The 20212-nt window shown below is 66.0% G+C and carries 20 protein-coding genes and 3 pseudogenes; 10 read left to right on the top strand and 13 right to left on the bottom strand.

Annotated elements, in window-relative coordinates; genetic code table 11:
- The 10 genes from BM396_RS30450 to BM396_RS33070 all read right to left on the bottom strand — a co-directional run.
- Positions 1-536, bottom strand: a 536-nt coding sequence (locus BM396_RS30450) for a ring-opening amidohydrolase (RefSeq protein ID WP_244539012.1), incomplete at its 3' end; no start/stop codon positions are given.
- Between the two features lie 370 nt (positions 537-906).
- Positions 907-1335 (bottom strand): hypothetical protein, encoded by a 429-nt coding sequence (locus tag BM396_RS32425; protein WP_139239577.1) that lies wholly within the window; start codon positions 1333-1335, stop codon positions 907-909.
- A gap of 359 nt (positions 1336-1694) precedes the next feature.
- On the bottom strand, positions 1695-2750 hold the full coding sequence (locus tag BM396_RS30455; protein WP_043387774.1) for an SLAC1 anion channel family protein: 1056 nt from the start codon (positions 2748-2750) through the stop codon (positions 1695-1697).
- Between the two features lie 41 nt (positions 2751-2791).
- On the bottom strand, positions 2792-3586 hold the full coding sequence (locus tag BM396_RS30460; RefSeq protein WP_043387775.1) for an SDR family NAD(P)-dependent oxidoreductase: 795 nt from the start codon (positions 3584-3586) through the stop codon (positions 2792-2794).
- Between the two features lie 13 nt (positions 3587-3599).
- Positions 3600-5822, bottom strand: a complete 2223-nt coding sequence (locus tag BM396_RS30465) for a xanthine dehydrogenase family protein molybdopterin-binding subunit (protein ID WP_043387776.1) — start codon at positions 5820-5822, stop codon at positions 3600-3602.
- A gap of 10 nt (positions 5823-5832) precedes the next feature.
- Positions 5833-6279: a (2Fe-2S)-binding protein gene (locus tag BM396_RS30470; RefSeq protein ID WP_043352353.1), complete on the bottom strand. Its 447-nt coding sequence runs from the start codon at positions 6277-6279 to the stop codon at positions 5833-5835.
- A gap of 103 nt (positions 6280-6382) precedes the next feature.
- Positions 6383-7339 carry a GlxA family transcriptional regulator gene (locus tag BM396_RS30475; RefSeq protein ID WP_043387777.1) on the bottom strand — a complete coding sequence of 319 codons (957 nt, stop codon included), beginning with the start codon at positions 7337-7339 and terminating at the stop codon, positions 6383-6385.
- Positions 7340-7424: 85 nt separating this feature from the next.
- On the bottom strand, positions 7425-7814 hold the full coding sequence (locus BM396_RS30480; protein ID WP_244539013.1) for a DUF302 domain-containing protein: 390 nt from the start codon (positions 7812-7814) through the stop codon (positions 7425-7427).
- A complete protein-coding gene (locus BM396_RS33065; protein ID WP_170867529.1) occupies positions 7778-7981 on the bottom strand; it encodes a hypothetical protein in 204 nt (67 codons plus the stop codon). Before BM396_RS33065 ends, BM396_RS30480 begins: the two co-directional genes overlap by 37 nt.
- Positions 7981-8169 carry a hypothetical protein gene (locus BM396_RS33070; RefSeq protein WP_051976278.1) on the bottom strand — a complete coding sequence of 63 codons (189 nt, stop codon included), beginning with the start codon at positions 8167-8169 and terminating at the stop codon, positions 7981-7983. The genes BM396_RS33065 and BM396_RS33070 overlap by 1 nt, the downstream gene beginning before the upstream one ends.
- Positions 8170-8204: 35 nt before the next feature.
- Here BM396_RS33070 and BM396_RS30485 point away from each other — a divergent pair.
- Together BM396_RS30485 and BM396_RS30490 are read left to right on the top strand one after the other, a co-directional pair.
- Positions 8205-8564: pseudogene (locus BM396_RS30485) on the top strand (transposase); the annotation flags it as partial.
- A 1536-nt stretch (positions 8565-10100) separates the two neighbouring features.
- Entirely contained in the window at positions 10101-11354 is a 1254-nt protein-coding gene (locus BM396_RS30490; protein ID WP_043350446.1) for an NAD(P)/FAD-dependent oxidoreductase, read from the top strand.
- Between the two features lie 322 nt (positions 11355-11676).
- Here BM396_RS30490 and BM396_RS30495 read toward each other — a convergent pair whose 3' ends face one another.
- Positions 11677-12645: an SDR family NAD(P)-dependent oxidoreductase gene (locus tag BM396_RS30495; protein WP_043387778.1), complete on the bottom strand. Its 969-nt coding sequence runs from the start codon at positions 12643-12645 to the stop codon at positions 11677-11679.
- A 136-nt stretch (positions 12646-12781) separates the two neighbouring features.
- Here BM396_RS30495 and BM396_RS30500 point away from each other — a divergent pair, with 136 nt between their 5' ends.
- On the top strand, positions 12782-13441 hold the full coding sequence (locus BM396_RS30500; protein ID WP_244539014.1) for a TetR/AcrR family transcriptional regulator: 660 nt from the start codon (positions 12782-12784) through the stop codon (positions 13439-13441).
- Between the two features lie 274 nt (positions 13442-13715).
- The gene (locus BM396_RS30505) at positions 13716-15158 is read left to right on the top strand and encodes an aldehyde dehydrogenase family protein (RefSeq protein ID WP_244539015.1); all 1443 of its coding nucleotides are present in this window, start codon (positions 13716-13718) and stop codon (positions 15156-15158) included.
- A gap of 69 nt (positions 15159-15227) precedes the next feature.
- Here BM396_RS30505 and BM396_RS30510 read toward each other — a convergent pair whose 3' ends face one another.
- On the bottom strand, positions 15228-16196 hold the full coding sequence (locus BM396_RS30510; protein WP_244539016.1) for a LysR family transcriptional regulator: 969 nt from the start codon (positions 16194-16196) through the stop codon (positions 15228-15230).
- Between the two features lie 121 nt (positions 16197-16317).
- On the opposite strand from BM396_RS30510, the gene BM396_RS30515 reads away from it, so the two are divergent.
- The 6 genes and pseudogenes from BM396_RS30515 to BM396_RS30540 all read left to right on the top strand — a co-directional run bounded on the left by BM396_RS30515 (position 16318) and on the right by BM396_RS30540 (position 19676).
- Positions 16318-17205 (top strand): alpha/beta fold hydrolase, encoded by an 888-nt coding sequence (locus tag BM396_RS30515; protein ID WP_043387780.1) that lies wholly within the window; start codon positions 16318-16320, stop codon positions 17203-17205.
- Between the two features lie 29 nt (positions 17206-17234).
- Positions 17235-17450: pseudogene (locus BM396_RS33580) on the top strand (alpha/beta hydrolase); the annotation flags it as partial.
- A 108-nt stretch (positions 17451-17558) separates the two neighbouring features.
- Positions 17559-17897 (top strand): SH3-like domain-containing protein, encoded by a 339-nt coding sequence (locus tag BM396_RS30525; RefSeq protein ID WP_043387781.1) that lies wholly within the window; start codon positions 17559-17561, stop codon positions 17895-17897.
- Positions 17894-18322: a DUF302 domain-containing protein gene (locus BM396_RS30530; protein WP_043387782.1), complete on the top strand. Its 429-nt coding sequence runs from the start codon at positions 17894-17896 to the stop codon at positions 18320-18322. The genes BM396_RS30525 and BM396_RS30530 overlap by 4 nt, the downstream gene beginning before the upstream one ends.
- 142 nt (positions 18323-18464) lie before the next feature.
- Positions 18465-18980 (top strand): cytochrome P460 family protein, encoded by a 516-nt coding sequence (locus tag BM396_RS30535; protein ID WP_244539017.1) that lies wholly within the window; start codon positions 18465-18467, stop codon positions 18978-18980.
- 336 nt (positions 18981-19316) lie between these two features.
- Positions 19317-19676 carry a DUF305 domain-containing protein gene (locus tag BM396_RS30540; protein WP_043387783.1) on the top strand — a complete coding sequence of 120 codons (360 nt, stop codon included), beginning with the start codon at positions 19317-19319 and terminating at the stop codon, positions 19674-19676.
- Positions 19677-20102: 426 nt separating this feature from the next.
- Here the strand turns inward: BM396_RS30540 and BM396_RS32025 are convergent.
- Positions 20103-20212, bottom strand: a pseudogene (locus tag BM396_RS32025) (IS110 family transposase); the annotation flags it as partial.

Genomic DNA, 20212 nt, shown 5'->3' on the forward strand with positions numbered 1-20212 from the left:
ACGCCGTGGCCCCGGGCGGCCGCCTCGGCGATCCGAGCGCTCGTCAGGAGCGGGCACTTCACCTGCACGAAATGCACGTCGGCGGGATCGGTGAGCCCCGCCTCTGCCATGGCCCGGCCGACCGCCGCCGCAGTCGCCTCGACCTGCGCCATCCGGCCGATCGCCTCCGCCCGGAACTCCTGCGTGAAGGCCGTGCCGATGGCGAGCGCCTTGCCCACCGGCACCGCGGGGCCGTCACGCCGGGCGAGGACGAGGAAGTGCGGCGACAGCCCGCCTTCGGTGCCGCCGGACATGACGAGGGCGATCCGCGCTCCGACCTCCGCCGCCGTGCAGCCGAGGGCGGTGGCGAGTGCTGTCTCCAGGGCCATCACCGCAAGCTGCCGGGTGAAGTCATTCACGCAGCCGTTGCCCTCGGTCTTGCCGAAGATCGCGACGATCTCGGTCACCTCCACCGCCCCGGAAGCGACGAGGCCCATTACCTGGGAGACGTCGGCGGGATGCTGCGCGGGCACGCGGAAGACGAGGCATTCGGGCATGGGGGAACCGGGGTGGAGTAAGAAGGGGCGCCGCCCTTCCATTGGGGGCAAACCCATCGTCCGGCCGCGCGCCCAGCGACGACAGGGACCGACACGATCGGGTGGCCAGCAGGGGCAAGCACAGACCGGACCATCTTCGGAGAGGCCCTGAGCCTTCTACCGCGCGGACGGAGCAATTCGTCGATCGGCTCCCGACTCCGAACCAGCACATTGGCCCGATCTGCAGTAGAAGCAGACCGTCTCGAGACCACTCCATGCCGCCGTTCCGGAAGCGACCCAACCCAGCCGTCCGGACCGCCGTTGCGGCTGCCCCGAAAGCAGCCATTCGTCAGTCGCCTGACAACTTCGATCTCGGGTAGTCTGTAGAGCTTTATGTGCGTTGACCAGTAGGTTTTTGGAACCGCTGCCAATTTCCATTATCGCGAATGTATATATCGCGAAAAGTTCGCACCATACCGCTCATTTGGTCAGGCGTATCCGCGAAGTAGAAAGTAATCCATACCATTTCAATCTGCTGTTCGTCGGCCTTATGTTTGAGCTCTCCATCGAAGAAGTTTTTAGCGTATATTTCTAAATCCTCGGTATTCGAAGCTGTAGAAGTTTGAATTTTCGCCTGTAAAATTTTGTGCACTACTGGGGATCCGAACGATTTCGTTTCAGTAAATGTCGTTGGGGCCACTTGAATGATATGATATTTTCGAACTACTCCATGCGCCGCCAATTGCTTCCACGGGACAAATGGAGCGAGCGCGATTATCCCACCGGATAGAATTAACCCTGTCATTGCAATGCGGTTCATGTCGGCATCTCGGTCGCAAAGCTAGCCGCACATTAAAGCCCATCGCTTAACTTCTTCTATCAGCGCTATTGCACCCATTTTTGTCTCCGGTCGCCAGAGCGCGTGTCGACGATGTCCGCTCTCATGCATGGCTGCCGCAAAGCGGCCGGGCAGAAAACCACCCCAAGCCGCCATTCCGGAAGCGATCCAACGCAGTCCTTTAAGAGCGTTTGTGCGGCTCCTGTAACCGAACGCTAGTTCCGCCTCTAAGCTGGCAGTGACGCACCCTTTGCGGCCACACAGCCAGCTCTCGCAGCCTCTCAAATGTGGACGTTCAAACTCTTCGTCGCGGGTGAGCCGGGACCTGTCGCCCTCGCCGGTCATTGCGCCAGCGTGCGCAGCTCCCCGCGGGCGAGTCCGACGAGGGTCCGGGCGAGCAGCCATCCGATCACCGCCGTTGCGAGCGTGAGCAGGCCGACAGCGAAGATGTCGATCGCCGCGCCCGGTTGCGCCGTCGCGACCCGCAAGGTCGCGACGGATGCTGCGGCGAGGGGGAAGCTCACGCCCCACCACGACACGCGGAAGGGGCAGCTCCGCCCGAAGCGGGCAAGCTTCGGCAGCAGTACGGCGAGGAGGAACACGGCGACCGCGAAGAGCGCCTCCGCAAAGAGATCCACCGTTCCCGTCGTGGCCACATATGCCGAGAACCCCACCGCGAAGGGCGCAACGAGGATCAGGAGCGACGGCTGCAAGGCGGCAGGGAGCGGGGGCTCGAACAGCAGGCGGGACAGGATCACCGTGAACAGGGGCACGGCGAAGAACAGTCCCACGGCCAGTGAGAACACCATCACGCCCGGCATCGGCGGCAGGCCCAGAACCGGAAGGGCAAGGGGCACGTCGAGGAGGCCGACGACCGGCACAATCCAGGCCGGCGTCGCATGCGCGGCCTGCTGCCGGTCGCTCAGCCATCGGGTCACGACCCACCACGCGAAGAGGGTCATGCCGAGGGCACCCACGATCCAGAGCAGGCGCGCGAGGGTGAGGCTCAAGGGCGCCAGGGGGATCGGCAGGAGGAGCAGGCTGATCAGCGGCGTGCCGAACAGGTTGCCCGCGATGGGATGGCGGAATTCGGCCTTCACCGCCGGGGCCGCGATGACAGCCTTGGTGCCGTAGCCCGCCGCGAGGGCGACAAAAGCGGCGCAGGCCATCAGCCCGATGGACTTGCCGAGCCAGAGGGGGACGCCGTACCGGGTATGCGCCATCGTCCAAGCGACACTCAGGCCGGTCAGGCCCATCACCGCCGCAAACAGGCCGATGGGCAGGGCCTCCACCTGCCGCCAGCCGCCCGGACCCTTCGGTCGCTCCGGCGGACGATGGGCGATCAGGGTGGCTTCGGAGTCCGACGTACTCTGCTCTTCCAAGACGACCTGCAGCATCGAACGTTCGTCCTCCACGCAGGCCCCGTAGGCCAGTGCTGTCAGCCGAAACCGTATCGGGCGGCTGGCGCCCGGCGAGACAGGTTCGGGCCGAGATGGAACCGGGCGGCCTCGAAGGCCTGCCAATCGGCAGGATCCGGCAGAGAGGGTATCGTCACAACCTCGCCCGCGTCGAGCCCGGCAAGGGCCGCCGCCACGAGGTCGCGGGCTTCCATGATCATCTCCGCGGGGATCTGCCCGATATCCGCGCCTGCCCTGTCGAAGAACTCGGTGCGGGTGACGCCGGGCAGCACTGCCTGGAGCTGCACGCCTTTGCCGCCGATCTCGGCCGCGAGCCCCTGCGTCAGGGCGAGCACGAAGGCCTTCTGGGCGGCGTAGCCGGCGTTGAAGCGCTCCGGGATGAGGGCCACGACCGAGGAGACGTTGACGATGGCGCCCCTGCCGCGGTCTGCGAAGGCCTTCGCCGCCGCGAAGGTCAGGGTCTGCAAGGCCCGGACGTTGAGGTCGAGCATCCCGTCGTAGAAATCCGCAGGACTGTCGAGCGACGGCCCGAGAGGCCCGAGCCCGGCGCAGTTCACGAGGAGCGCGAGGCGCGCGTCCGTGGCGACGCGATGCCGGACCGTTGCGAGGTCCGCTGGTCGCGTCAGGTCGGCGGGCAGGACCTCGACGGCCACGCCGGTCGCCTGCCCGATGCGCTCGGCCGCCGCCCGCAGGCGGGCGGCGTCACGGGCAACGAGGACGAGGTCGTGGCCTCTGGCGGCCAATTGATCGGCATAGGTCGCGCCGATCCCCGACGATGCGCCCGTGACGAGGGCCGTGCCTGTGTGCGGTGTCATGGTCAAAACCTCGTCAGGCAGCGGTGAGCTTGCTGTTGGCGACCGGCAGCGCGCGGATCCGCTGCCCGGTGAGCGCCGCGATGGCGTTGAGCACGGCGGGCGGCACGCCCGGTAGGCCCGGTTCACCGACCCCGCCCATCGGCGCGCCGCTCTCGACGATGCGCACATGGACTTTCGGCATGTGCTCCCGCCGCAGGACAGGATAGGTGTCGTAGTTCTGCGATTGCCGCACGCCGTCCCGGTAGACGATCTGCTCGAACAGCACCGAGGACAGGCCGAGCGCCGCCGCCGATTCCACCTGCGCCTTGACGATGGCCGGGTTCACGATGCTGCCGGGGTCGAAGGCGATCCAGAGGTTGTGGACGCGGGCTTCGCCGCCCTCCACTGACACCTCCGCGATGGTCGCCGTCTCCGATCCGAAGGGCGAGGCCATGGCGAGGCCGCGGGCGCGCATCCCGCCCTCCGCGCGGTAGGGCCCGCGTTGCCAGCCGCCGGACATCTCGGCCACCGTCGAGAGGAGGGTGCGGTGCCGGGCGCTGCCCTGGAGGAGCGCCATGCGCAGGGCCAACGGATCCTGGCCGCCGGCCTGGGCGACCTCGTCCAGGAAGCTCTCGTAGAACGCATCGTTCATCGAGTGCCCGACCGAGCGCCAGAACGCGATGTTGACCGGATGGGCGACCTTCGTGAAAGTCATGCGCCGGTTGGGCACGGCGTAGGGCTTCTCGACGATGCCCTCGACCGCCGACGGGTCGACGGGCGTCTGCATCATCATGCCGAAGTAGCGGCCGATCGGGCCTTCCCCGACCGTGCGCGCCTCGATCGCCGTCGGCTGGCCCGAGGCGTCGAGGGCCGCGCGGAAGCGGCTGAAGCTCAGGGGGCGCACGGCGTCGCGGCTGAATTCCTCCTCGCGCGACCACAGCACCTTCACGGGGCGGCCGGTAGCCCTGGCGAGCAGGATCGCCTGCGGGAACGGGTTGCCGGCGTCGTAGGTGAAGTGCCGGCCGAAGAAGCCGCCGAGCATCGGCGAGTGGATGCGGACCTGGGCCGGCTGCAGCCCGGCGACCTTCGCCGACACGGCCTGGAACACCTCCGGCATCTGGTTCGGAAGCCAGACATCGAGGGTTCCGTCACGGTCGAAGCGCGCGATCGCCGAGGGCGGTTCGAGCTGCGCGTGGGCGAGGTAGGGGGCTTCGTACTCCGCCTCCACCACCTTGGCGGCCTTGGCGAAGGCGCCGGCCACGTCGCCCTCTTCCTCGGCCATGTGGCCCGGATCCGCCGAGGCCTTGAGGGCCGCGAGCATGCCGTCGGACGAGAAATCCGCAGCGACCGTGTCGATGCCGCTGGGCTTGGCGGCCGACCATTCGACCTTCAGCGCCTCGACCGCCTTGCGCGCCCGCCACCAGCTGTCGGCGGCGACCGCCACGGCGCCGGGCACGCGGTGCACCGAATGGACGCCTGGCATGGCTCGGATTTCGGCCTCGTTCGCGAGTCTCATCGGCTCCGTGCCGAGGCGCGGCGCGTGCTGCACGGCGGCGTAGAGCATGCCCTCGACTGTCTGGTCGATGGCGTAGATCGCCCGGCCCGTGGACTTGTCCCGCACGTCGAGGCGGGGGACGGGCTGGCCGATGTAGCGGAAGGTCGCCGGGTCGCGCAGGGGGACGGATTCGTTCGGCTTCAGCTTCAGGGCATCGGCGGCGAGGTCGCCGTAGGAGAGGACGCGGCTCGTTGCCGCGTGAAGCACCACACCGTCGCGGGTGGTGAGTTCGCCGTCCTGCACCTTGAGCCGGGCCGCGGCCGCGCGGATCATCAGGTCGCGGGCGGTCGCGCCGAGGCGGCGCATGATCTCGTAGCTCGACCGGGTCGAGAAGCTGCCGCCGGTCATGCGGATGCCGTTGACGACGGCGTAGTCCGGTCCGGGCGGCGCGCATTCCACGACGAAGCGGGAGGGCGGCACGTCGAGCTCCTCGCCGACGATCTGCGCCAAGCCGGTGGCGATGCCCTGGCCGCCCTCCACGAAGGGGCTGAGCAGCTTGATGGTGCCGTCCGGATGGATCTCCAGGAAGGCGGCCACCCGCGTCCCCGGCTTCGGCGCGAGGGCACCCGCCCCCTCGGCGGGGCCCTGCGCCTCGGCGTGGGTCCTTCGCGCGGGCAGGAGGGCACTGAGGACGAGGGCAGCGCCGGCCCCCGCGAGGACTCGGCGGCGGGAGGGGGCTGCGGGGCGGAGGAGCGGATGCATCGCGGACTCCTCAGGCGGCGGCCTGCCGCACGGCGGCGGCAATGGCGTTGTAGGTGCCGCAGCGGCAGAGGTTCGTCATCGCCTCTGTGATGTCGCCGTCAGTCGGGTGCGGGGTCTGCTTCAGCAAGGCGGTGGCGGCCATGACTTGGCCGGACTGGCAGTAGCCGCATTGCGGCACCTGCAACGCGACCCAGGCCTCCACGACCTTCCGGCCGACGTCGTCCTGCTCGATTGCCTCGATGGTCGTGACGGCCTGGGTGCCGACGCTCTCTAAAGGCACCTGACAGGATCGCGTCGCCTGTCCGTCGAGATGGACCGTGCAGGCCCCGCATTGGGCGATGCCGCAGCCATATTTTGTGCCGGTCAGGCCGAGCGTATCCCGTAGGACGAAAAGCAGCGGAGTATCGGGCTCGGCGTCGACGGAATAGTGGCGACCGTTAATCGTCAGGCTCACCATGACCGCGACTCCCCGACAGTAATTAGACCCTAAGGCCATGCTTAAGCAGAGGTCTCGGCACCCACTACGTCATATTTGCCTCGTTTTCGGACATGCCGCCGCGTCAGACGACGGCGAGCGGACCCGCAGTCCGGCGGATCGCCCGCGGGACGTCGCCCTGGACACGCAGGAATGCCCGGCGCATCCGCTCGCGATTGGCGAAGCCGGCCGCGGCGGCGATCTGCTCGATGGGCAGGCGGCTCTGCTCCAGCATGTGCTTGGCGGCCTCGACGCGCATGGCCTCGACGGCCTTGGCCGGCGAGACGCCGGTCTCGGTCCGGAAGGCCCGGGTGAACTGGCGTGGGCTGAGGCAGGCGACCGCCGCGAGATCCTCGGTCGTCAGCGGACGCCGCAGGTTCTGGCGCGCATAGGCGAGGACGCTCTGGATCCGGTCGCTCGGCGCATCGAAATCGAGCAGGGCCGAGTGCTGGGCCTGGCCCCCGGCGCGACGGCGCTCCATGACGAGGCCCCGCGCCACGGTGCGGGCCACCTGCCGGCCGTGGTCGCGCTCGACCATGGCGACGGCGAGATCGATGCCCGCCGACATGCCGGCGGAAGTCCAGAGGTTGCCGTCCGCGACGTATATCTTGTCAATGTCGAGGGCGCAGTTGGGGTAGCGCGCGCGGAACTGCGGCGCGTAGCGCCAGTGGGTCGTGGCGCGCCGCCCGCTCAGCAGCCCGGCATCGGCCAGGGCGAAGGCGCCGAGGCACAGGCCCGCCAGGCGCCGCGTGGAACGGGCCGCCTCCCGCAGGTAGGCGACGAGATCTGGGCTCGGCTCGGGCAGGCTGATGCCCGCGGCGACGATGATCGTGTCGAAGGCGGACGGCTCGCTCAGCGGCTCGGTCTCGACGGCAGGGCCGGACCCCGAGCGAAGGAGCCCGCCCGCCTCCGACAGCACGTGGATGTCGTAGGTCGTGTCGGCGACGTATCGATTGGCCACGGCGAAGGGCGAGGTCACGGCCAAGCCCATGAAATCGAAATCCGGGCAGAGCACGAGCCCGATGCGGCGGACGCCAGCCATTGCGGAAACCTTTCAACTGTTTCCCATCGTGCGCCGCGTGGAAGCCGAGGCTGGGCCGATCCGCGACGCATACAAGGGCCTGACTTCATTCGGCAGCCGCAGTGAGCACGCGCCTGAGGAGTTCATCCAGTTTGCCGGCGACGCCATCGACCTGCGGATTCCCGAACTGGCCGAGGGTACCGACCGGACGGTCGTACTCGAAGGCAATCTTATCGTCGTCATCCTCACGCAGAAGTACCCGGATCGGCGCGTACAAGGCGGCCGAGAGGGCGTGCCGGGTCATCGACGCAGCCGTCAGCGGATTGCCGATGTCGTACTGGACGGCCTTCCGGCGCAACCCAGCGGTGAGCAGCCCATCGCCATGGTCCCGAGAGCCGAAGAACGAGAGAGGCGTCTGCCGTTCAAGGAGATCGCGCGCCTCATCCACCTTCCCGGCTTTCAAGAACTTGGTGTAATCGCGGTCGATGACGGGCACCGAAGCCTCCAAGGCGGATCGGCCCGCTTGTCGGAGCCGAGCAGGGCCTGGGCGCCGTTTTGCAGGGCCACGGTGCCGACCGTCACGACCGCGTCGCCGACGACGAGTTCGGCGGTGGCGCCGAGCGCCAGCTCGCCGATCAGGGCGGCGCCGATCGCGGCCGGCATCAGACGCGCCAGGCCACGCGGGCCGGCCAGGGGCCGAGCGCGAGGTGGGCGGGGCTCTTCACCGCCCAGCCCAGCGGGCAGCGGATCGCGCAGGCCGGCCCGACGCGCGGGTGCGCGACGAGGCCGACATCGCCGGTGCGCGGGGATTCGGTGGTCGCGAAGCCGGATTCCGCCATCAGCGCGCGCACCACGGTCTCGAAGCCGTCGCGGCGGCGGACCGTCCGCCGGGCTCGTCATGCCCCGCTGTACCACCGAGGCGATGAACCTGCATCTGGCCGAGATCGCCAGGGCCGTCACCGCCGGTGCGCACGCTGTGCGGCTGCTCGATCGGGTTGGCTGGCACCTGACCCAGAAGCTCATCGTGCCGGCCAATATCACGCTGCTGCCGCTGCCAGCGCGCTCGCCCGAACTGAACCCGGTCGAGAACCTCTGGCAGTTCATCCGTGAGAACTGGCTCGGCAACCGGATCTTTGCGTCATACGAGGCCATCCTCGATCAGTGCCGCGGCGCCTGGAACACGCTCAAGGACCAGCCCTGGCGCATCATGTCCATCGGCCTGCGGGCCTGGGCTCATGGGTTCTGATCAGTGAGAGTTGGTATAAATCCTCGCTGGAACGATCCTGCCGACCACGTCCAGTAGCGCGGCTTTTCTCGGCGGCCATTCGCCAATTGAAGCCATGCGCCTTCGCAAATCCAGCCGGCCGCCGTCAGCTTCACCAGCAAGCTCCGCGGTCGCGGGAAGCCCCATCAGCGGCGCTCGGAGGAACGAGAACTTCGGGAAAGCTTAATAATTTTGATCCATTTACAGCCGCCCGTAACAATCAACGAATTTTAGCGGTCGCAAATTGAGTTATTAGGAAGAAACGGCAGCTCTATAACAAGCCTGTGAATAAACAAAATAACGATGGATGAACTCTCCTTCGGTGATCTTCCACATCCGGTCACAGGTAAAGCGTCACGACAACGCTGTTATTATCCGATTATATTCTAAACTATCCAATAAACGCAGATTAACTTAAGCGTTCATCCTTGCGATCGTTCGACTGTGCGCGAGGTTTACTGGGACCAGATGCGACCGTCGCGCTCAATCGCGGAACTCTATATATCTTGCGAAGATCGTTTTATAGCAATAAAAAAATTGTTATACAAAATAAACTTGATGATAACCTATCGAATTATCTTCGATAGATCGATTCGAGGGAGCGGACAGCGACACAGCCGGCACCAGTCAAATATTATTGTCCGATTTCGATTGTCTAAATCATCAGGCCATTCAATCTGCCCGTTCGAGTAAGAATTGGATCAGCCCCAATCACCGATTGCAGCTTGTCAAATCTCATTTGGCATGTATTAAATCGAAGACTGATTTGATCGAATCGGCCCAAGTTGCGGTGCATTGTCGCGTTTTTGTAAGGCAGGCATATATTGGAAGCGATTTACGTCACCCAGAATCACGTCACTCAATATTTAAAAATCGCCCCAAATCAAAGATCGTCTAAAATTTGTTTCCTTGGAGCAAGACATGCAAAATCTGAAACTTCCGGCGGCATTCATCTTAGGGATCCTCATCACAACGCCGGCATTGTCAAAAGAAGATCCGATGGACACCCAGAGATGCATTTGGGCCTGCATGGCAAACACGCCGGATTGGAGCGGACGAAACTTCAAGGCGTATGAGCGTTGCACCAGAAACAACTGTAGCGGAAAAACATCACGCCATAGGCGATCGAGAGGTTGAGTAGATCTCCGTCACCGACATATCCATCACACGCGGCCTCGTTCGTCTGCCACAAACATCGAGGCTGATCAGTACCGATGGCCAAGCTGACTCAGAGAGGAAACGTCCGCTTCGGGGCAAAAGGCCGGGATCTGGTCGTTACCTTGCGCTGAAGGTGCCGGACGGCTGCCATGGGTGTGCAGCGACAGGACCGCCGAGAGTGCATGTCCGCAGGTCAGCAGACCAGCAGCGATCGCTGGAAACGGAGTGCGCCGCGCCGTCCGCTTGCGATCCATCCCAGCGATGGCCTCAGTCCAGTTAAGGCCCCACGTGAATTCGACGGCCGCCATTCACGATCTGCTATCATTGTTTTGAATAGACCGGATGCGGGGGCAGATCCCAATGGCCAAACGCACCATCGTCGTCGTTGGCGGCGGCTTTGCCGGCCTCTGGAGCGCCGCGGCTGCTGCCCGGGCGCGCGTCGAACTCGGGCTGACAGACCAGGTCGCGATCACCCTTGTTGCGCCAGATCCGTTCCACTCTATCCGGGTGCGATGCTACGAGACCGACCTCACGCCCCTGGCCGTGCCACTGGACGAGGTGCTCGATCCCATCGACGTCGACCGGATCGAGGGCAGCGTGACCAAGATCGACGCCGCCGGTCGTCGTCTGATGGTGCGCGTCGCGGACAAACCTGAGCCGATAGCGCTCGAATACGACAGGTTGATTCTCGCCGCCGGGAGCCGGCTGACCCGGCCGCCGATACCAGGCGTCGATCTGGCTTGCGACGTTGATACGCTTGGCGGCGCGCGCCAGCTCGCGAGTCACCTCCGAGACTTGGGCCGCTGCGGATCGAGGCCGGACCAAGCCGGCCGCTGGACCGCCGTCGTGATCGGCGGTGGTTTGGTCGGGATAGAACTCGCCTGCGAGTTGCCTGCTCGCCTCGCGGCTGCCCGCGATCGGGCCGGAGCAACTGGCCCGGTTCGCACGCTGCTGGTCGACCGCTCTGTCGAGGTTGGGTCCACGATGGGCGGAGCCGCAATGCCGGCGATTCGACAGGCTCTCGCCGCAGCTGCCGTCGAATGCATCAGCGGCACCGGCGTTGCCACGATCGATTCGACGGGCGTGACGCTCAGTGATGGAACGTACATCCCGGCGCTGACGGTCATCTGTGCCACGGGCATGCGGGCAAATCCCCTCGCCGAGGATTTAGACGTGACGCACGACGCACTCGGTCGGTTGCCCGTGGACGCGATGATGCGGGTCATCGGGATTTCGGCCGTGTTCGCGGCCGGCGACGTGGCCGTGGCCACAGCCGACGATGCGGGACACACCACGGTGATGTCTTGCCAACACGCGCGCCCGATGGGTCGTTTCGCAGGGAACAATGCAGTCTACGATCTCGCAGGACGGTCGGATCTTTGCTTGCCGTTCGCGGCACCTGATTACGTAACTGTGCTCGATCTCGGCGCGTGGGGGGCAGTCTACACGTCGGGCTGGGATCGCGACCGCCTAATTGCCGACGGAGCAGCGGCCAAAGCTACCAAGCGCCTCATCAATGGCAGCCGCATCTACCCTCCCCTCACACGCGACGCCGCTTCAATTCTGGCAGCGGCCGCGCCCGTGATCCAGGCGCGCCCCGCGACAACCGGCTAGAAGCCCCATTTGCAAAACCCGCTCTTTCGACTGATCTCGGTCTTCCTGCAGACCCACGCGCGTGTCCCGTCCGGGAGACGAGTGGTAACTGGGCCGCTGCGCGAAAGCCGACGGTCCGGATTGCGCCTCGAACCGAAGCTGCCAAGCGGCCGCTGAATGGCTGCGTTCGGAACGCGCCGACGACTGTCAGCAGGGCCGGCATGGGTCGGAGCGGGAGGACCACGCAGGGTTGATTTCTACCTGTCCGCTTCGAGGCGCCAGATTTCAAAGGCGGACATCCGATGTTCGGCTTGGTCCGGCCCGGAGGTGCCGGGTTGCAATATCAGAACCGTTCGCCGACCATGTCCTCGCTTCTAGCCCAGAGCGCACGCGCGCGTTCGGGATCCAAAGCGTAGGAGCGCACGCCCTCGCTGACGGGCGTGATCAACCCGTCGGTGATCTCGGACACGTGGCAGTTCTCGCAATAGCGGCCGCCGACGGCCTCCGCCGCCGCCACGAAAGCCGCCCAAACTGATGTGGCAGCTCCTTGAGGGATGGTTTTCCACGCAAATGCCGGCTTGCCGGCCGCAGCGAGGTCGGCGTTGATCCTCTCGACCGACTGGGCGACGGCGCCCTGGCCCAAATGCCGGCCGAGTTCGGTCTCGATGCCGCCGGGGTGCAAAGCTGTCGCCCGCACGCCGCGCGTCCTGTGCCGCCGGTCGAACTCCACCGCGAACTGGATGTTGGCCGTCTTCGAGCGCCCGTACGCGACCATCGGGTCGTAAGGCGTACGCTCGAAGCCCGGATCGTCCAGATCAGGTCCCGCGTAGCGATGACCGGACGAGGCGACCATGACCAGCCGGCCACCGTCCCGGATCGAGGACGCGATCCGGTTCACGAGCACGAAGTGGCCGAGGTGGTTCGTGCCGAACTGCGTCTCAAAGCCGTCGGTCGTGCGACCCAGCGGCGTGGCCATGACGCCGGCATTGGCGATGACGACGTCGAACGGCCTGCCGTCCGCCAGCAAGGCGTGGGCGCAGGCACGGACGCTGGCCAGCGAGGCGAGGTCGAGCGCGACCAGTTCGAGACTTCCGCCATGCGCCGCCTGATCGCGGACTACGGCAGTCGCCGCCGCGGCCTTGGCGAGATCCCGCGCCGTGCCGACGACATGCGCCCCGTGCGCCGCGAGGGCGCGGGCCGTCTCCACGCCAAGCCCGGCCGAGACGCCCGTGACGAGCACGCGCTTTCCGCTGAGATCGACGCCGGCGAGCACCTCTTCGGTGGTCGAGGTCGCTCCGAATGTTGCGGCCATGGTGCTCTCCTTGTCGGTGGACACACCTCGCCCGTCGCCCGCGACGCCATTGTTCGCCGGCCTCCGAGTCGATAAGAGGAGGTTGCCTCCGTTTAAATACGGAGCGACCCTCCGTTTAGCAAGAGGCGCTTCGCCCGTGGACGACGAGGAACCTCGTGTGACAGCCCGCAGGCCGCGCGCCGACGCCCAGCGCAATCGCCTCCGGCTGCTCGACACGGCCAAGACGACTTTCGCCGAGAAGGGCGCGGCCGCTGGCCTGGAGGAGATCGCGCGCGCGGCAGGCGTGGGGGTCGGCACGCTCTACCGTCATTTCCCGACCCGCGACGCCCTGATCGAGGCGGTCTACCGGAATGAGACCGCCCATCTCGCCGAGGCCGCGGAACGGCTCACAGCCACCCGTTCCCCGACTGAGGCCTTGCGGGAATGGATGCTGGTGTTCGTCGACTACATGGCGACCAAGCAAGGCATGTCCGAGGCCCTCAATGCGGTGGCCGACGGGCCGGCCGGCCTGTATGCGGCATCCGGCGCCCAGATTAAGCAGGCCATGGCCATGCTGTGCGACCGCGCGGTCGCTGCGGGGGAGATCCAACTGGGCATGGAGCCGCTCGACCTGCTGCGGGCGGTGGCCAGTGTGGCCAACATCAGCTCCGGGCCGGACCGGAGGCAGTCGGCCATGCGCCTCGTCGATATCTTGGTCACCGGTCTTGAAAAGTCCGGTCGCGACGAAGCGGGACGCTCGATTGCGGCCTGGGCCAAGGGCGCCCCCCATCGCCAATCTCGCCGATCAACGCCGTGAACGCGTGGATCCGGGCGGGAGGCGTGCTGCGATTGGGTCACCACCGTCCCGGTATGGTGATGCCGGGGCCGTGCTCCTTCCGCCGACCGGATCCCTTCGGAGCGACCGAGAAGCCCTTGGCGCGCCTCCCGGCGTCACACCGCTCGATCGAGGGGTCGCTTTCAACGACGACACGGCTTGGTTTCCACACCGAGATCGCCCTATGCCCGCTCCCATGACGACGACCCTCGCGCGCCTCGTATCGGGAACTCCTGTGCCTTTTGGCGGTGACCGCGTGACCGTGATCACGCCGGAACTGGCGGAGGCCTTCCAGCCCGGTGACCATCTGCTGGTCCTGCAGGAGACCGGAGACCTCCTCCACGTCCCGGCGGCTCAGATCGCCTTGGCGGCCGCCGCGGTGGACCGTGCGCATGCCGCCTTCATGGCGATGTCGGCCGTACCGGATCAGGCGATTGAGCGGTTCTTCGACCGGTTCGCCGCGCGCCTCGATGACCCTTCGGCTTGGCATGCCATCGCCGAGGCGAACCGGCAGGATGTCGAGCGCGCCCAGAGTGGCGGCCGTTCGACGACCCGGCTCGTCGCCACCGACCGGATGCGGCAGGATATGATCGCGGGCCTGCGGGCGTGGCGAGACAGCGAGACGCTGCGCGGTCGGGTCGTCGAGCGCATCGACCATCCCGGCTGGACCATCGCGCAGGTGGCGGCACCGCTCGGGGTGGTCGGCTTCGTCTTCGAGGGGCGCCCGAACGTGCTCGCCGATGCAGCGGGCGTCCTGCGCAGCGGCAACACGGCCGTCTTCCGCATCGGCAGCGACGCGCTCGGCACCGCACAGGCCATCATGCGGCACGCCCTGGTTCCCGCGCTCGATGAGGCCGGCCTACCGCCCGGAGCCATCTCGCTCGTCGAGAGCGCGGAACGGTCGACAGGCTGGGCCCTCTTCGCTGACCGTCGGCTCTCGCTGGCGGTGGCGCGCGGGTCGGGTCGGGCCGTCGCCCAGCTCGGGAGCGTCGCACGACAGGCCGGCACGGCGGTCAGCCTGCACGGAACCGGCGGTGCGTGGATGATTGCCGACCGCGATGCGGATGCGGAGCGCTTCTCCGCGGCTGTCGACGCGTCTCTGGACCGAAAGGTCTGCAACACCCTGAACGTGTGCTGCATCCATCGCGCCCGGGTGACGGATCTGGTGCCGGTTTTCCTGGCGGCCCTGGAATCCGCCGGCCGCGCACGCGGCTTCGGATGCAAACTACACGCGGTGGCAGGCGACGAGACCGTCCTGCCGGACGGCTGGCGTACCGCCACCGTCCGCGTCCGGCGCGCCGAAGGCGAACGCACCGAGCCGCTGACGGAGATCCAGTCCGAGGACGATCTCGGACACGAGTGGGAATGGGAAGACACGCCCGAGGTCAGCCTGAAGATCGTGGATGACCTCGATCACGCGGTGACGCTGTTCAATCGCCACAGCCCGCGTTTCGCCGCATCGTTGATCAGTCAGGACCCCGAGGCGCATCGGCGCTTCTACGACACGGTGAACGCGCCCTTCGTGGGCGACGGGTTCACCCGATGGGTCGACGGGCAATACGCCCTGAACCAGCCCGAGCTCGGGCTGTCGAACTGGCAGAGCGGCCGTCTTCTCGCCCGGAGTGCCATCCTGTCCGGAAGCGGTGTCTACACGCTGCGCAGCCGCGTCACGCAGGACGATCCGCGGTTGAGGCGGTGAAGGATTGGAACGCCGCGAGATCCACGCCGCGACCAATCATGGATATCTCGACGGCCGGCCGGCGGCATTTCAATTCGGCGTCAATCTCCGGCGCGAGACCTCGGCGTCGAGCCGGTCCCGGGAGGAATGGCGGTCTTTGGGGTGCAACCGGGTGCAGTCGAAGTCGGCCTTGAGGCGGAAGGCGGCGAAGTCCATGAAGGCCCGCACTTTGGCGAGCGACATCCTGTCCGGTAGCGTGATGAGATGTACGGGCACCGGAGGCGGCTCGGCCTCGGGAAGCAGAACGACCAAGCTGCCGCCCGTGACTTCGTGCTGGATCTTATAGGAGAAGATCCGGGCGATGCCCTCGCCGTCGACCGCCGCGCTGACGGCGGCCTCGTCGGTGTTGACCATCAGGCGCGGCTTGACCCGGACCGTCCGGGGAATTCTGGCTCCGTCTAAGGGCGGGAAGCTCCAGATATCGTCCGGGCTCGTGGGCTCGATACCAATGAAGTCGTGCTGCGCCAGATCGGACAGGGACCTGATTGGCGGCCGGCCCGCCAGATACTTCGGCGACGCACACAGAACGCGGCGCACCTCGCCGATGCGTACCGCTATCACGTTGGCCTCCTGCAACGGGGCGATCCGGAGCGCGACATCGATGCCCTCATCGAGGAGGTTCGTCATCCGATTGAGCAGCAGGTAGCGGACCTGCATTGCAGGGTATGCCTTCAGGAACTCACCCACGACCGGGCGCAAAACCCGTGTCCCGAACATCACCGGCGCCGTGACGGTCAGGACGCCGCGCGGGGCAACCCGGTTCCCGGTAACGGCGAGGTCGGCTTCCTCCAAATCCGTCAGCACCCGACGGCAGACGGCGGCGTATCGCTCGCCGGCCTCGGTCAACCGCAATTGTCGTGTCGTCCGGTGCAGGAGCTGGGCTCCGACATGGCTCTCAAGAGCCGCGATGGCCCGTGTCACGGCGGCGGGCGAGCGATTGAGGCGTCGGCCAGCGGATGCGAGGCTCCCTTCGTCCAGGGCGGTGACGAACACCCGCATCGCATCGAGACGGTCGATCATTGTTCCGCCCCGCGAAATCAGCGATTTCGCAGTTTAGATGTTCTGCTGTCGATCGCAATACGTTAAATTCGATCAAGTGATTTGATGCGAAGGGGGCTACGTGACCTATCTCACCAGCATTCCGGTCACCTATTACCGCGCAGCCCGGGTCGAAAACGTGAACGTCTTCTACCGGGAGGCGGGCCCGTCGGATGCTCCGGTCGTGTTGCTGTTGCACGGCTTCCCGACCTCGTCGCACATGTTCCGCAATCTCATTCCGCTTCTGGCGGACCGCTACCGTGTCATCGCACCCGACTACCCGGGCTTCGGCGGCAGCGATGCGCCCGACCACCGGGAGTTCGCATATACGTTCGCGCACTACGCCGACATCGTCGACGGACTGCTCTCCCGATTGGGGGTGGACCGTTACGCCATGTACGTGATGGATTACGGGGCCCCGGTCGGCTATCGGCTCGCGCTCAAGCATCCCGAACGCGTCACCGCGCTGGTCGTCCAGAACGGCAACGCCTACGAGGAGGGGCTGAAGGCGTTCTGGGATCCCATCAAGGCCTATTGGCGCGAGGATACCTCGGAACGGCGCGAGGCTCTTACGGTCCTCGTCGCGCCGGAAACGACGAAGTTCCAGTACGTCGACGGCGTGGCCGATGTAACCCGGATCGATCCGGACAACTGGCTGCACGATCAGGTGCTGCTCGACAGGCCGGGCAACAAGGATATTCAGCTCGACCTCTTCCGCGACTACGGCACCAACGTACCGCTCTACCCGCAATTCCAGGCCTTCTTTCGCGAGCGCAAGCCGCCGACGCTGATCGTCTGGGGCCGGAACGACACCATTTTCCCGGCCGACGGCGCGCATCCGTATCTGCGAGACCTGCCCGACGCCGAGCTGCATCTGCTCGATACCGGGCACTTCGCCCTCGAAGACAAGCTCGACGTCATGGCGCCCATGATTCGGGACTTCCTCGACCGTAACGTTGCCGGTCGCTGAGGTGCAGAGGGCACGCGAGGGGACCGCGAATGGGCACGATCACGGTCGAGGACGGCACCGAAATCTACTTCAAGGACTGGGGCGAGGGGTAAGCCGTGGTCTTCAGCCACGGCTGGCCTCTCAGCGCCGACGCCTTCGAAGATCAGATGTTCTTCCTCGGCCGCCAGGGGTACCGCTGCATCGCGCATGACAGGCGTGGGCACGGCCGCTCCAGCCAGCCCTGGACCGGCAACGACCGCGATACCCCGGGCGGGGGCGGAAGGCTGGGGCGAGGGGGAACTGGCTGCCCTCGTCACGCGCGACACGATGATCGGCGTGGCGCCCGTCGGGGTCCCAATCGCCGGAGCCGACCGATGACCCAGACCGAGATGCTGCTGAAGCGGCTGCCGAACGACATCGGCGGCCTGGACGGTGAGCTCATTCAGCGGACCGAACACGAACTTGAGCCCTGGGAGAAACGCTGCCACGCCCGCGCCGACGTGCTCGACTTCCACACGATCCTCAAAACGGAGGAGAAGCGCAGGGGGAGCGAGGCGTTTGGAGCCGAGAGGGTCGGCGCGCTCAGCTATTACGGGCGGTGGATCGCCGCGTTCGACAACATCCTGTTCGCCGAACGTATCCTGACCCCGAGCGAACTGGCGGCCGAGATGGACGAGGTGGCGGCTCGCTGGGATCAGGAGCCTCGCCCATGACGGCCGGTTTCATCAAGCATGAGAGCCAGTTCCGGCCCGGCGAGACCATGGACAACCTTATCCGCGCCGTGGCGGAGCGCGGCCTGGCGGTCTTCCTCAGACTCGATCATGCGGCCGCGGCGGTCCAGGCCGGCCTCGATCTACGGCCGACCCAGCTGCTCGTGTTCGGCAGGGCGGAAGGCGGAACGCCTCTGATGCAGGCCAACCAAACCATCGGCGTTGACCTGCCCCTGCGCGCCCTCGTGTGGTGTGATCCGGCGGACCGGACTTGGGTCGGTTACGACGACCCCCTGTGGCTGGCGGAGCGTCACGGCTTGACGGACAGCAATCCGAGGCGTGTCGCAGAGGCTCTCTCGCGGCTGGTCGAGGCCTGCGTGCTACAGGCTTCTGGAACCGACGCGGCGAAACCACGTGGAGCGCTTTGAGTCGCGTGTGGCGGCCTCTACTGAGGCCACTACATGGATCGGACGACAAATACCGGCGCTTTATCAATCGAGAAATGGTTCAGCACAGGGTCCAGGGGAGGACACCATGAGAACTGCGACGCTTCGATTAGGGGCCTGCATCATGGGCGCCTGCATCGGGGCCTTCACGCCATGGCCGACTGGAAGCGCTGATGACGATGCTTCACCGATCTTCGGCATTCGACTTCCTGCAGGGTACCGCGATTGGCAATTGATCAGCGTGGCGCACGAAGCGGGTCAGCTCAACGACATTCGTGCCGTTCTCGGAAACGACATCGCGATCAAGGCATATCGGGAAGGAACGCGCCCATTCCCGGATGGCGCTATCATCGCGCGATTGGCTTGGGAGTATGTGTCGTCCGCAGAAAACGATGCGGTTTTCGGCCAAACACAATCGTTCGTTCCCGGATCCCCGACGAACGTGCAGTTCAGCGTCAAGGACTCTGAAAAATTTGCCGATACGGGCGGATGGGGATACGGCCAATTCGAAGGAGGCAAGCCCAATCGGAGCGAAGACCTGATGAAGACCTGCGCGCCATGCCACGCTCGCGTCTCAGCAGACCGTGACTTTGTCTTTACACGCTATGCACATTCAGAGCCGCCATTGGTGCGGCAATAAGATATTTACTCAACGTTAATCTTCGAATAGCTCCATAATTAGCGAAACCCGATAATCCGAGATTGTCGTTCCTGCCTGCCGAGGATCGGAAATCGGTCGCGGCGACCGACTTCAGCATCCTCGTCTTGGTAGTCGGCGGCAGGCCCACTCAGGCGCCCCCGGACCTGGTCGACGGCAGTCGCCCGACCGGCAAGGCCGCGGCGCTGGACGACAGCCCGCACAGCGCCGTGCAACTCACGAGCCCGAGAGGCGTGACCGACAGCGGAAAACTCGAGGCCCTCCACCCTGGAGAGGAAACCTCCTGCCCCGAAACCGAAACGTCTCGCTGTCGCGCGGCTGTCGACCGGGCTGGCCCGCCCAGTCCTGGCGCAGGGTGCGAACCATCATCACGGCTCCATGGCCGGCATGGAGATGGGCTCGATGAAGTCTGACGCGGAGGACGACGCCTCCACCAGAGAGTTCAAGGTCGCCGACTCGGCGATGATGAGGGACATGGACATTCCCTCGACCGGCGACCCCGAGGTCGACTTCCACGCCCACATGATTCCGTATCACAAAGGCGCGGTCGCGATGGCGGGAGTCGCACTGAAACACGCCAAGGATCCCGCCACCAAGGCGATGGCCCAGAAGATCGTCGCCGCCCAGGCCACGGAGATCTCCGACATGGAGGCGTGGCTGACGCGGCATGGCAAGTAACCGCCGCAGCCGGGGCAGGCCGCCGGGGCAGGCAGCCGGGGCGGTCCGAGCACGCTGCCCCGATGAAGGTCCCGTCCGCCCAGGGGGCCGAAATGCCAGCCGCCCGCGACGGCACCCTCGATCAAATGGCCACAATCGCCGCCATCCGCGGCGAATGTTCCCGAGGTCCTGTGTGGATGGCTCCCGCATTGCAAGTGGCGAATTGAGCTTCTGACGGGTTGGTCGGGTGCAGTCTTGTGTCCGGCCTGTCGATGCAGTCGTTCATGTTGACCGCTGGCCCTGATGGGATCCGCGAGCTGGGTCCCACTCTGCTTTGCGGGCTATGACGCCCTGGACTAGCGGCGGGGTGTCCCGGCTCCCGGTCTGACCGGTTCGCCATCAACTCTCATCGTCCTCGCAACCTGGCAACGTCTCCTCTGCGTGCTGTCAGGCGGCCGTGGCCGCCGGTGCGCGGTAGGTGCCGCCGCGGGTCATGATCGCCCAGGCGACCCGCGCCGTGCGATTGGCCGCCGCAACGGTCACCACGCGCACCGGCT

The organism is Methylobacterium sp. UNCCL125, from assembly GCF_900116795.1.
GTDB classification, from domain to species: Bacteria; Pseudomonadota; Alphaproteobacteria; order Rhizobiales; family Beijerinckiaceae; genus Methylobacterium; species Methylobacterium fujisawaense.